At 43.2% G+C, this 13,502-nt stretch carries 11 protein-coding genes; 5 read left to right on the plus strand and 6 right to left on the minus strand.

The window, feature by feature from the left end:
• Window positions 1-26 precede the first annotated feature (26 nt).
• Window positions 27-1,889: a tRNA uridine-5-carboxymethylaminomethyl(34) synthesis enzyme MnmG gene (mnmG, locus tag NIAKO_RS31195; RefSeq protein ID WP_014222472.1), complete on the plus strand. Its 1,863-nt coding sequence runs from the start codon at window positions 27-29 to the stop codon at window positions 1,887-1,889.
• 145 nt (window positions 1,890-2,034) lie between these two features.
• On the opposite strand, the gene NIAKO_RS31200 is transcribed toward mnmG, so the two are convergent.
• From NIAKO_RS31200 to nadA, 3 genes are all read right to left on the minus strand, one after another.
• Window positions 2,035-2,814, minus strand: a complete 780-nt coding sequence (locus NIAKO_RS31200; protein WP_014222473.1) for an NIPSNAP family protein — start codon at window positions 2,812-2,814, stop codon at window positions 2,035-2,037.
• A gap of 18 nt (window positions 2,815-2,832) precedes the next feature.
• Window positions 2,833-3,309 carry a GAF domain-containing protein gene (locus NIAKO_RS31205; RefSeq protein WP_014222474.1) on the minus strand — a complete coding sequence of 159 codons (477 nt, stop codon included), beginning with the start codon at window positions 3,307-3,309 and terminating at the stop codon, window positions 2,833-2,835.
• Between the two features lie 118 nt (window positions 3,310-3,427).
• Window positions 3,428-4,438: a quinolinate synthase NadA gene (nadA, locus tag NIAKO_RS31210; protein WP_014222475.1), complete on the minus strand. Its 1,011-nt coding sequence runs from the start codon at window positions 4,436-4,438 to the stop codon at window positions 3,428-3,430.
• A 570-nt stretch (window positions 4,439-5,008) separates the two neighbouring features.
• Between nadA and NIAKO_RS31220 the strand changes: the two genes are divergently transcribed.
• From NIAKO_RS31220 to cydB, 4 genes are all read left to right on the plus strand, one after another.
• On the plus strand, window positions 5,009-7,159 hold the full coding sequence (locus tag NIAKO_RS31220; protein ID WP_014222476.1) for a peptidylprolyl isomerase: 2,151 nt from the start codon (window positions 5,009-5,011) through the stop codon (window positions 7,157-7,159).
• Window positions 7,160-7,387: 228 nt separating this feature from the next.
• A complete protein-coding gene (locus NIAKO_RS31225) occupies window positions 7,388-7,894 on the plus strand; it encodes a DUF2480 family protein (RefSeq protein WP_014222477.1) in 507 nt (168 codons plus the stop codon).
• 71 nt (window positions 7,895-7,965) lie between these two features.
• Window positions 7,966-9,372 carry a cytochrome ubiquinol oxidase subunit I gene (locus NIAKO_RS31230; protein WP_014222478.1) on the plus strand — a complete coding sequence of 469 codons (1,407 nt, stop codon included), beginning with the start codon at window positions 7,966-7,968 and terminating at the stop codon, window positions 9,370-9,372.
• A 27-nt stretch (window positions 9,373-9,399) separates the two neighbouring features.
• Complete coding sequence (gene cydB / locus NIAKO_RS31235; protein WP_014222479.1) at window positions 9,400-10,434, plus strand: cytochrome d ubiquinol oxidase subunit II; 1,035 nt, start codon at window positions 9,400-9,402, stop codon at window positions 10,432-10,434.
• A gap of 76 nt (window positions 10,435-10,510) precedes the next feature.
• Here cydB and NIAKO_RS31240 read toward each other — a convergent pair whose 3' ends face one another.
• From NIAKO_RS31240 to NIAKO_RS31250, 3 genes are all read right to left on the minus strand, one after another.
• A complete protein-coding gene (locus tag NIAKO_RS31240) occupies window positions 10,511-11,506 on the minus strand; it encodes a sugar phosphate isomerase/epimerase family protein (protein WP_014222480.1) in 996 nt (331 codons plus the stop codon).
• A 58-nt stretch (window positions 11,507-11,564) separates the two neighbouring features.
• On the minus strand, window positions 11,565-12,668 hold the full coding sequence (gene corA, locus NIAKO_RS31245; RefSeq protein ID WP_014222481.1) for a magnesium/cobalt transporter CorA: 1,104 nt from the start codon (window positions 12,666-12,668) through the stop codon (window positions 11,565-11,567).
• A 103-nt stretch (window positions 12,669-12,771) separates the two neighbouring features.
• Window positions 12,772-13,338, minus strand: coding sequence for a hypothetical protein (locus NIAKO_RS31250; RefSeq protein ID WP_014222482.1), 567 nt, complete (start codon window positions 13,336-13,338; stop codon window positions 12,772-12,774).
• Window positions 13,339-13,502 lie beyond the last annotated feature (164 nt).

The raw sequence follows: 13,502 nt of genomic DNA on the forward strand, positions 1-13,502 counted from the left end.
CCAGTCCCCAGTTGTAATTTTGCATTATGTTTCCAGAATACGACGTAATTGTAGTAGGGGCAGGCCATGCCGGTTGTGAAGCAGCCGCTGCCGCCGCCAACCTTGGTTCAAAGGTGCTGTTAGTAACCATGAACATGCAAACCATTGCCCAAATGAGTTGCAACCCAGCTATGGGTGGTATTGCCAAAGGTCAAATTGTTAGAGAAATCGATGCTATGGGTGGATACTCTGGTATCGTTACCGATCTAAGTATGATCCAGTTTCGCATGTTGAACCTTTCAAAAGGTCCGGCCATGTGGAGCCCGCGCGCACAAAATGACCGCATGTTATTTGCCGCCACCTGGCGCGAAATGCTGGAGAAAACTCCTAATGTAGATTTCTATCAGGACATGGTTCGCTCCCTCATCATAAAAGATGGCCGGGCTTGCGGTGTGGTAACTGGTCTTGGCCATGAAATTCCATCGAAGTCAGTTGTTATAACCAGCGGTACATTTTTGAATGGTATCATTCATATTGGCGAAAAACAATTTGGCGGTGGTCGCGTAGCAGAAAAAGCTGCTACCGGTATTACCGAGCAATTGGTAGAATATGGTTTTGAAAGTGACCGACTGAAAACCGGTACGCCTCCACGTATCGATGGCCGCAGTTTGGATTATAGTAAAATGGAAGAACAGAAAGGCGACGAAAAAATGGTTGGCTTTTCTTACACTGAAACTAAAAAACCAATTGAACAACGAAGTTGCTGGATCACCTATACAAGCCAGAAAGTACATGACATTTTAAAAACTGGGTTCGACAGGAGTCCTATGTACGCCGGAAGAATTGAGGGTGTTGGTCCAAGGTATTGCCCAAGTATAGAAGACAAGATCAATCGTTTTGCTGAAAGGGAAAGACATCAGCTTTTTGTAGAACCCGAAGGTTGGAACACCGTCGAGATCTATGTAAATGGTTTCTCTACTTCGCTGCCTGAAGAAGTGCAGTATGCAGCGCTTCGCCAGGTTCCTGGTTTTGAAAATGTACGCATCTTCCGTCCTGGTTATGCCATCGAATACGACTACTTTCCACCAACTCAGTTGAACCATTCACTGGAAACAAAACTGATCAGTAATTTATTCTTTGCCGGACAAATAAACGGAACTACCGGTTACGAAGAAGCCGCTTGTCAGGGACTGATGGCCGGCATTAACGCTCACCAAAAAGCAAAAGAATTAGACCCGGTTATTTTAAAAAGAAGTGATGCTTATATCGGCGTGTTGATCGATGATCTTATCAGCAAAGGAACTGAAGAACCATATCGCATGTTCACCAGCCGCGCCGAATTCAGAACCATCCTTCGCCAGGATAATGCTGATCTTCGTCTTACCGGATTGAGTTATCAATTGGGTTTGGCTTCCCAGGAAAGAATGGACAAAGTGGCCAACAAAAGAGAAGGCGTTGAAAAAATAAAAGATATTCTTAAAGAGATCTCTCTTGATCCCAGTGAAGCCGATGGATTCCTGGCTGAAAATAATTCAGCTCCATTACCGCAGAAACAAAAAGCTACCCAGATATTGTTGCGCCCGAATGTTTCGCTGGAAGGTATGATGGCCGGCTTGCCAAAAATTAAAGAAGCGCTTACCGGCTTCACTAAGGAAATTATTGAACAAGCCGACATCCAGATCAAATACAATGTATACATCGAAAAAGAAAAAGAACTGGTAAAAAGAATGAACCAGCTCGAAGATCTGCTGATTCCGGAAAACTTCGATTACAATAAGATCACTTCTTTATCGAATGAAGCATTACAGAAATTTAAAAAAATAAAACCGCGTACACTGGGCCAGGCAAGCCGCATCAGTGGAGTGAATCCAAGCGATGTGCAAATACTGATGGTGTATATGGGACGGTAGAAAAATTGAATGTTGAATATCGAAGTATAAATACTTATAATATAAAAAGGGCTTCTGAATTAACAGACCCTTTTTATTTACATAGTAAATATTTTAAATTCGATTATACCTATTATCAAACCACCGGTTCTACTTCACTCAGAATCTATATCTGTGAATAGGGAACCGGTTCTAAAAATACGCGGTGAATATTTGAAACCGTGTTGGCGTAGATTGGATCGTTAGATATCTTTTTCCAATCTGCATCGGCGCCAAACGCCGCCCAGTTTTTATCACGTTCCTCCATATTTTTAAACGTGATCATATACGTTAGGCATGGAAGATTTGGTCCGGCAATGGCATCACCAAAAAATACCCGGTTCAATTTTGTTCTATCAAAAATGGTGAACTCTTCAGTATTGAACATTTTCACTTTTCTGCGTACCGCATCTTCATTGTATCCTTCGTAAGTACGCATTTCAAAAATGCGGGTTTCCTTAGCAGGAATTTTTATTGCTGGCTGATTTTCAAAAGCAATCAACAGCGAAGAATTATACCTGTTGAAAACCGGTTTTTCAGCCGGCACTTTATCCCACTCGGCACTGTTCTGAATAAAGTCTTTGTCTGACTTTACTTTCATATTGATATCGCCATACTCTTCCAATGAAGGATAAACGATCAGCACATAAACTTTGGCAGGTTCAGTCTTTCCAATTTCTTTGAAAACACCTACGTTCTTAACACCGAATTTATTGAAGGCAGGAATCAATGCTTTCTCGAGATAAGCATGCAACGCATTCTGATTTCCGCCAAAATGAATTTCGTATTCCCGGATTTCATACAATTCCTTTTTACCAGCCCTGGCTTCACCTGCATAAGATAATTTTCCTGCAAGCAATGCAGAAGATGTGATGGCAGCGTTCTGGATAAAGTTTCTTCTTTTCATATGGAAAGCAAATATTAGCTATTCAAAAATGATGAGGTCCACAATTTCTTCGAGGAATTTTTTATCTGTTTCATCAAATGCAGCGAGTTGTTCACTGTCAACATCCAGCACACCCATCACCTTGTTGTTGCGAATTACCGGAACAACAATTTCCGATCTGGACTTACTGCTGCAGGCAATATGTCCGGGAAATTTTTCTACATCAGGCACCACAATGGTTTGAGCCTTTTCCCAGCTGGTGCCACAAACGCCTCTGCCTTTTTTGATTCGGGTACACGCCACCGGTCCCTGAAATGGCGCAAGTACCAATTGATTTTCTTTCACCAGGTAGAACCCAATCCACAACCAGCCGAACTGTTCCATCAACGCCGCAACAATGTTAGCCAGGTTTGCGACGAGATCGGGCTCGCCTTCAATCAATGCTTTTATTTGAGGAATTACAGATTTATATTTTTCTTCCTTTGTGCCCTGCACAATGCTCAAATCTTCTGCCATGGAGCAAATATAGAGTTAAAGCTTATTTCACAAAACGATAATGTCTCAAATCGCCTCCCTTAACACCCATTGTGTCGAAATAGGGGCTTATTACCAGGTTTTCCACAGGTTATTCCACTTATAAACCATATTTAGCGCTGATTTCCAGCATTCTATCAATTGGTTGCTGAGCTGCCTTGCGTAATTCCTCGTCCATGTTGATTTCCGGTGTTTCGTACTCCATGCACAGGTACAGCTTTTCCAGGGTATTCAACTTCATGTGTGGACAATCGTTGCAGGCGCAGCTGTTATTGGGTGGTGCGGGAATGAAAGTTTTATTTGGAGAAGCTTTTTGCATCTGGTGCAAAATGCCGGTTTCGGTGGCAACAATGAATTCGGTGGCGTCACTCTGCTGACTGTATTTCAGCAAACCAGTTGTGGAACCGATATAGTCGGCTATTCGCAGCACCGCCTCTTCACACTCGGGGTGGGCGATGAATTTTGCATTGGGGTGGCGGGTCTTCAGCTTAGTGATCTTTTCCAGGCTGAAAATTTCATGCACCATGCAGGCGCCATTCCACAAAACCATATCCCGGCCGGTTTTCTTCACCAGGTAGGCGCCTAGGTTTTTGTCGGGGGCGAAAATGATTGGCTGGTCTTTCGGCACACTTTCCACAATTTTCTCGGCATTGCTCGAAGTAACGATGATGTCGCTCAGCGCTTTGATCTCGGCCGAGCAATTCACATACGAAATCACGATATGATCGGGATGCTGTTCTTTGAACTTTCTGAATGGTTCGGCCGGCGCGCTGTCGGCCAGCGAACAACCTGCATTCAGATCGGGCAGCAGTACCTTCTTGGCTGGATTTAAAATTTTCGCTGTTTCGGCCATGAAGTGAACGCCGGCAAAAACGATGATATCCGCGCTGGTTTTTTCCGCCTGCTGCGCCAAACCCAAACTATCCCCAATGTAGTCAGCCACATCCTGAATATCTGGCTCCTGGTAGTAGTGCGCGAGCAGCACCATATTTTTTTCTTTTTTCAACCGTTCGATTTCCGAAAACAAATCGATTGTGGGGTCAATCTCGATATCGAGGAATCCTTTCTTCGGCACATTTTTTTTTGCGTTAGCTACGTGGATATCTTCCATAGTATTTATATTAATTTCTTTTTTTTATAAATAACCTATTACTATTACGGCTGTGAATTAGTGGATAAAAAGCTTTTCAGGAAATTTGGTAAAGTTACAACAACCTGGTTATCCACGGTTTTCCACTTTCTCTCCACATCTAACAAATAAGGACTGGCGTAGGTTTTAGGCAGTTTTCCACCCTGGTGGATTAAAAAGGGCCTGAAGAAAATTAACGATAATAACACCCAAAAAGTCTGTTAATGGAGGTCTAATAACTTAGGGGTTTTATACACCGCCCGGTAGGTGAAAGTATGGATCGAAACTTATTGCCCAACTATCCACCGTTTCTGACGAGCGAAAACCCGGGTTACCAACATATTTTAGAGGTTATCCAGTTTTAATGTTAGAATTGTTTTCACGACACTGTTCCACAACCTTCGCATATATTATAAAATTTGGCGTTATTCACAGCCGTGGAGATTGGTAAAACCTTTATTTGATGCTGGTTTTGAGCGGTTTTCCACAGTTTGTTCATAAACATTTTTCACCTATTTTTGCCATCCTCTATAAAAAGAGGTATACACTTTTATGTCAGTTATTCAATCTATCCGCGACAAAGCAGCGTGGATTATCATTGGTGCGATTGCATTGGCCCTTATCGCCTTTATTGTACAGGATGCCCTTCAGGGAGGTGGCCGTGGTTTGTTCAGCGGTAATTCAACTACGCTGGGTAAAGTCAATGGTACCAGTATCGATCTGCGCGATTTTGAGGCACGTTACAAAATGGCCGAAGATAACTACCGCAATCAGAATTACCCCGTGAATGATCAATTGCGTAGTCAGATCCGTGAGAGTCTGTGGAACGAGTACGTAGAGGACGCGTTAATGACAGATGAATATGCCAAGCTCGGCATCACTATATCTGACAAAGAAGTGGGTGATATACTATATGGTGATAACCCACCCCAAATGTTAAAACAACAGTTTACCGATTCAACCGGTAGATTCAATGCAGCGGCTGCTTACCAGGCCATTCGTTCACTGAAAAAAGGTACACCTCAATACAACAGCTTCTGGGGTGAGTTTGTACCCGCCCTGGAAAAAAGCCGTCAGCGTGAAAAATTCACTGCGCTGGTTGGAAAAAGTATGTACGTTCCAAAATGGTTGCTGGAGAAAACCAATGCCGAGAACAGCCAACGTGCTGCGATTTCATATGTGAACGTTCCATATTCTTCTATTCCTGATTCCAGCATCACCGTATCAAACGAAGATGTGCAGGATTATATAAATAAACATAAAGACGCATATCAACAGGAAAATGGACGTACCCTGATTTATGTTTCTTTTGATGCATCTCCAACCTCTGCGGATAGCGCAAAAATAAAAGATGACATAGCCAAACAAAAAGATGCTTTGGCCGCTGCCAACACTACTGCTGAAATTCAAACCGTAATGGCTAACAGCGGCAGCGAAACGCCCTATTTTGATGGCTATGTACTGAGCAGCCATATGCAAATGGGCAATGCCGATACTTTGCGTAAACTGGCCGATGGCCAGATCATCGGGCCTTACCAGGATGGTCCGAATTTTACCATGGCTAAAATGATTGGCCGTCGCCAAATGCCCGATAGCGTAAAATGCCGTCACATCTTAATTAAAATAGGTGATCAGCAGGGTCAGGCAAGAACCGATAGTGCTGCTAAAAAATTGATCGATAGTATCCAGGCCGCAATTGCAGGTGGCGCCAGCTTCGACAGCATGGTGGCTAAATATAGCGACGATGGTGGCAGCAAGGAAAAACGTGGTGATCTTAACCCCGGCGAATACGAATTTAATTCACTGCAGTTCTCTAACCTGAGCAAGGAATTTGCTGAGGTGATCTTCTATGGTACCCCCGGCGAAAAGAAAGTAGTAAAAGTTGAGAACCAGTCTTACAGCGGTTACCATTATATAGAAGTACTGAGCCAGAAGAAAGTGGAAACAGCTTTCAAAATTGCTTATATCTCACACGCCATTGTTCCAACTGATGAAACAATCAACACCGCCAGTGGCAGGGCATCGCAGTTTGCTGCTGCCAGCCGCGACACCAAGCAGTTTGATGAAAATGCTACCAAAGAAAAACTGAATAAATTACAGGCCGATGTGAAAGAATCTGATTTCATGATCATGGGTCTGGGTGAGTCACGCGAAATTATTCGCTGGGCTTTCAATGATGCTAAAAGAGGATCTGTTGCTGAGCACGCTTACCAGGTAGGTGATAAATTTGTAGTACCTGCAGTTGCCGGCGTTTCTGAAAAAGGAACCATGTCTGTTGAAAAAGCCCGTCCATTGGTTGAATACAAAGTTCGCAATGAGAAAAAGGCCGACAACATTGTAAAGAAAATCGGCAGTGCTTCAACACTCGAAGCAGTAGCACAGGCTACCGGTCAACAGGTATTTAACAATGACAGTATTTCTTTCGGCAGCACCTTTATTCCAAATGTGGGTAACGAATTGAAAGTACTGGGCGCTTCTTTCAACAAAGACTACCAGTCAAAAATTTCTGGTCCAATCAAAGGTGAAATTGGCGTTTTTGTTATCAAGGTTAATAACATCAGTGCGGTACCTAATCCAAACTTTGATGTGAAAGCACAACAACAGGCCATTCAACAACAAATGGGTTCTATGTTTGGCTACCGGGTTATGGAAATTATGAAAAAATCTGCAGACATAAAAGATAATAGAATTAAGTTCTTCTAGTTTATAAGTTAACAAGTTGATAGGGTTGACGAGTTTTAAACTCGTCAACCCTATTTTTTTGATATTTATTCATACCAGCCTGTTTATCAGCGCGAAACTCAGGATCTCGCCTTACTTGTCAACAGGTTAACCTGTCAACTTTTCAACTGTCTTCTTAAATGTACTATCTAAACTTATTAACTATTTAGCCTATTCCGTGTTACCTTTGTAACTGATAAGTGAAAGTATATGAGTGAAGAAATAGTAAATAAAGTCGCGCAAAGCCAGTTGGTCACCCTCGACCTGGAAAGCTATTTTCCTGCGGAAGAGATTGCGGTCTTTGACCTGAAGCCTCATTTATTTATGGAGCTGATCCTGAAAGAAAAGGAATTTCGCGCCGCCTTGCAAAGCAATGACTGGAGTGTTTACCAGGATAAAGTAGTAGCCGTTACCTGTACAGCCGATGCCATTATTCCCATGTGGGCATATATGCTGGTAGGTTCGTACCTGCAGCCGGTTGCAAAGGATATTGTTTTTGGCGATGAAGCTACTGCCCGTCAACAATTATTTATACAGAAGATCGAATCCATAGATACAACGCCGTATATTGATAAAAGAATTGTGGTAAAAGGATGTGGGGATATACCCATAGGAGAGTTTGCCTACCTGGCCATTACCAAAAAGTTGATGCCGGTAGCCAGGAGTATTATGTATGGCGAACCTTGCAGCACAGTGCCTATCTTTAAAAAGAAATAACTAACGAAGCCGATGCCATAGCGTCGGCTTTTTTTTTGCTTGCTACACTAATAAACTAAAACTGCCCGACCATGGACGTTGAAATATTAGCACGCATCCAATTTGCATTTACTATTGCCTTTCACTACATCTACCCGCCTTTAAGTATCGGACTTGGTTTATTGCTCGTTGTATTTGAAGGCCTGTATTTGAAAACGGGCAATAAAATGTATGAGCAGATCACCCGTTTCTGGATCAAGATCTTTGCCCTGATCTTTGGTATTGGTGTAGCAACCGGTATTATAATGGAGTTTGAGTTTGGTACCAACTGGGCCACCTATTCAAAGTATGTGGGCGATATTTTCGGAAGCGCGCTGGCAGCTGAAGGAATTTTTGCATTTGCTTTGGAGTCGGGCTTTTTAGGGATCCTCATTTTTGGCTGGAACCGGGTTAGCTCGCGTGTTCACTTCTTCTCCACTATCATGGTCTTCCTGGGATCTATGTTCTCCGCCATCTGGATCGTGGTAGCCAACTCCTGGCAACAAACGCCTGCCGGTTTTCATATCGTAGGCAGTGGTATGGAAGCCCGCGCCGAGATCACCGATTTCTGGGCCATGGTGTTCAACCCATCGAGCGTACAACGGCTGATGCACGTTTGGATAGCCGCCTTCCTGGCCGGAATTTTTTTAGTACTGAGTGTGAATGCCTGGTATATCTTAAAAGGAAAACACCTCGAAACTGCAAAACGCTCTTTCAAAATAGCCCTGATTGCTGCAACTGTTTTCTCCCTGTTACAATTGGTAGCAGGACATAGCAGTGCCGATGTGGTATACAAACATCAGCCCGCAAAACTCGCTGCGCTCGAAGGGCATTACGATTCCATGGCCGCAGCAGATATGTTCTTACTGGGCTACGTAGATCAAAAAAATCAAAAAGTAACCGGGATAAAAATCCCCGGTGGGTTATCTTTTCTCACTCAATTCGATTTTAAAAAACCGGTTAAAGGATTGAACGCTTTTAAACCGGATGAAAGACCCAGCCAGGTAAATACCATTTTCCAGTTCTATCATATTATGGTGGGGCTGGGCATGTTTATGATTGCCTTAACCCTGTATGCATCGTGGTTGAGTTTCAGGAATAAATTGTTTGAAAAACGATGGTTGATGTGGGTTTTCGTATGGGCGGTGCTGGGACCGCAAATAGCCAACCAAACCGGTTGGTTTGCTGCAGAAATGGGCCGGCAGCCCTGGGTGGTATATGGTTTGTTGAAAACATCTGACGCCCTGTCGAAAACTGTTTCCGCTAACCAGATTGTGTTTTCCCTGATCCTGTTTGCATTGGTGTATACCATGTTGTTTGTGCTGTTCCTGTATTTATTGAACAAGAAAATTGTTCATGGCCCCGTTGATTACGGAACAAAGGAAGATATTGAAGAAGGAAGTAAACGAGATAACCCGGTATTGGATCATACCGGCGGCCATGCTATTGCAGCGCACTAACCCAAATACTCACTACAATTGTAAACAATGGAAACTTTCTTAGGACTCGATTATAATATTTGGTGGTTTTTAGTATTTGGCGCTGTGATCAGTGGGTATGCGATTTTAGATGGGTTCGATTTGGGCGCCGGTTCGTTACACCTTTTTTTAACAAAGGAACAAAGCCGGCGCATTGCGTTGAATGCGATCGGTCCAGTATGGGATGGGAACGAAGTATGGCTGGTTATTGGCGGCGGCGCCCTGTTTGCCGGATTCCCGGTGGCGTATGCAGCCATCTTCTCTGCTTTTTATGTGCCGTTCATGGTATTCCTGGTGGGACTTATCTGGAGAGGTGTAGCCATTGAATTCAGAAGTAAAGAGCCTGGTGTATTATGGCGCAAAACCTGGGACATTGTGTATTGCGCGGCATCCATTATCATCTCATTATCGCTTGGATTAATGTTGGGGAATGTTGCGTATGGAATTTCATTGAACGAACACAAGGAATTTTCGGGCAACTGGTTATCGTTCTTTAATTTCTTTTCCATCATGGTGGCCATTACCACGCTGGCTTTGTTTATGATGCATGGCGCTATTTATCTCACCATGAAAACCGAAAGCCGGTTATATACCAAACTGTATTTGCTGGCGCGGCAGTTTATCATCTTTTTTGTACTGAGTTTTGTGATCACTACTTTGTACACGTTATTGTATGTACCGCACCTGAGCGATTTTTTCAGAGATCATCCTTCTTCTTTTATTGTACCTATATTAATGGTACTGGCCATTGCCAATATTCCCAGGTTGTTGAAAAAAGGGAAATACCAGTATGCGTTTATATTTTCTTCTGCAACTATTGCCTTACTGTTGATAATGGTGGCGCTGGAAGTGTTTCCTTATTTATTGTATTCAAGAGGAAATCCTCAAAACAGTATTACGGTGCATAATGCGGCGGCATCACCTAAGACTATGAAGATCTTATTGATTATTGCATTGATAGGAACACCATTGGTGGGAACGTATACTTCGTTTGTATTCTGGACATTCAAAGGGAAAGTAAAACTCGACGAAACAAGTTATTAAGGATTGCTGATTTCGGGATTTAGAGATTTTGGGATTTGAATGAAGTCCCAAAATCTCTAAATCAGAAATCTCAAAATCATTTAATCATTGAGCCCACTCTCTCAAGCAGGGCCTTGGTTTTTTTGATGCCTTCATCTTCACTCAATTTATCGCCTTCATACTCGATGCCCATATAGCCACTGAAGCCGGCTGCTTTTACTACTTTCAGCATTTTTAAATAATCGGTTTCAATGCAATTACCCTGGTCATCAAAATCATGGGTTTTGGCGCTTACGCCTTTTGCATAAGGCATCATTTCACCCACCCCTTTATAACGGTCATATTCTTCAATACATTTAGCGCCCCACTGAGCCCCGCCTTCGCGTTTGATACAGAAGTTTCCGAAATCGGGCAGGGTGCCCACGTTTTTACGGCCTACCTTTTTCATTACCCCAGCCAGCCATTCGCCGTTGGAGGTATAGCCGCCGTGGTTTTCTACTATTACATTAATACCGGATTTGCCGGCATATTCACCCAGTTTGCTCAGCGACTCAGCGGCCGATTTTGCTACTTCTTCTGCACTGCCCTGGCCGAAAGCGTTTACGCGTATGGTTATACAACCCAGGTATTTGGCAGCATCCACCCATTTATAATGGTTCTCTACCGCTTCGTTTCTTACCTTGGCATCGGGTGAGCCCATTTCACCTTCCCCATCACACATGATCAGGTGATTTTTAACACCGTTATCATTACAGCGTTTCAACAACTCGGCCAGGTATTTTTCATCCTTTGCCTTGTCTTTGAAAAACTGGTTTACATATTCTACCACACTGATGCCATAGGTGTTTTTGGCCATGGCAGGAAAATCGAGGTTATCCATTTCTTTTGCAAACAGCTTCTTGTGCAACGACCATTGGGCCAGCGAAATGGTAAAAAACAGGGGAGCGGGTGCTATTCCTGGTTCAATAGGATGATCTTCTGTTTGAATTCCTTTGTTGGAAGGATTGATAAATGACAACCCGGTGGAAGCGGCGCCAAAGCCGGCTGCCAATCCACCCAGTTGTTTTAAAAAATGTCGGCGATTTGAGGGCATGGCAATAATTGTTTGGTGATACTTAAAGTTCGGGAATTAGCACCATCAAACAATCACATTAAAACCACCCTTTTTTTCTAAAAACCCTGATCATCCAAAGGGGAATAAGCAACATGGCGCCTACTGCCAGAAAAAATCCCCAACGGTTATGGATGTAGGGGATTGTTTCAAAGTTCATTCCAAAGATGCCACCAATAACGGTTGCAGGAGCCAGTAAGCAGGTAACTATTGCCATTACCTTCATTACTTCATTCATTCGAAGGTTCACATTATTTATATACAGATCCTGCATACTGGCTATCAAATCACGATAGTTTTCGCTGAGATCATAAGCCTGTATAATATGATCATATACATCTTTAAAATATTTGGTATTGTTCTCATCCAGCAGGTCACTGTCACTGCGAATAATACCGTTCAACAGATCACGCACCGGTGAAAAATTTCGTTTCAACACGATCAGTTCTTTCCGCAATTGGTTTATACGGGCCAGGGAACGGGTATTGGCATTACGGATCACTTCTTCTTCCACGATCTCTATCTGCTCGCTCACTTTTTCCATTACGAGAAAGTAATTATCAACAATCATATCAAGCATGGAATAACACAGGTAATCGGCCCCGCGTTGCCTGATCTTGGCGTTGTTGATCTTAAGCCTGTGTCTTATGGGATCAAACACATCCCGCTCGGAATCTTCCTGGAAGGAAAGCACATACCTGGGACCTACTATTATGCTGATCTGTTCTGTTTCTATCGATTTTTTCTGTTCGTTCCAGTATAACATATTCAGCAGGCAAAATAAAATACCCTCTACCTCATCAAACTTGGGGCGCTGGTTAATGCTGAGAATATCTTCAATAACCAGCGGGTGAATGCCATAGTCGTTACTAATGGTTTCCACTTCGTGTTTACGCAACCCGTCGATGTTGATCCAGCTGATGTATTTGCCTGCTTTACAATGCAGGCAATCTGCTACACTCTCCGCCCCGTATTCCTGTACGGAATGGGCATCGTATTCGTATACGAAGATCTTTACTTCTTTGGCTTCTTCCCGGTGCGGTACAATAGTGGGATTTACCTGCAATATTTCCTTGGTTCGGGCGGTTCCGAACAAATTAGGCAACATTAAATAACGCAGGTATTTCTGAGGGCTCATACTCATAAAACAAAAATGGCTAAAAAATGCGAAAAATCATTTCCTGCAGTTAGATAACGCATGGTTAATAAGGGCATTGCATAAAAACCGCCAAAACCGGCAATTATACCTATTCTACAGAATTCAGGGTAAGATCGGCACCCAGGGTGTTCCCTTCGATTTTTAATAATAAGGGGGTAGCTGCATTGTTCAGGATCCAGATATGGGTGGAACCATTGGAGCTTTCCAGGTAATATGCATCAACAGTCTTGCCAGAAATCTTTAATTCTTGCTGCTCGGTGGGTTGTTTTACGGTATAAGTCTGTTGGTCGAAATTGATCTTTTTGTCTTTTTGCAACATGTCCCATTGGGCTTTTGAGAACAGTATTGCCACCTGGTCATCGGCCAGATCTTCTACGGTGCCGGGTGTGGGCTGGCCCCAGAAACCACGGTTACCGCTTTCGATCGATTTGTTTTTCATAACCCAGCCGCCGCTGCCAAAGCCATCTACGCTCCAACCCACTTTAACATAGGCAGCCGATAATGAATCTAATGAAAATACACAGGAGAAAGGTTGGCCATTCACCATGGCGGAATAGTTGAGCTTGGTGCCTTGTTTTATGGCAGGCGAAAATTTGTCCTGGCCAAAAGCCGCAGCGGCCACGAACAAGCTAAGTGCGAAAGCGATTTTTTTCATATAACAGGTTTTGTTGGTGAATTTACACAATGGCTGAATTGCTGAATAATAAATTATGATTAACGCTAAACGCAAAACGCCTGACGCGGAGCGCTTAATGCAGAAATGGACAATGCAAAAAGCCGGAATTGCTCCAGGCAACTCCGGCTTAATAAATATGATGT

Source organism: Niastella koreensis GR20-10, from assembly GCF_000246855.1.
GTDB classification, from domain to species: domain Bacteria; phylum Bacteroidota; class Bacteroidia; order Chitinophagales; family Chitinophagaceae; genus Niastella; species Niastella koreensis.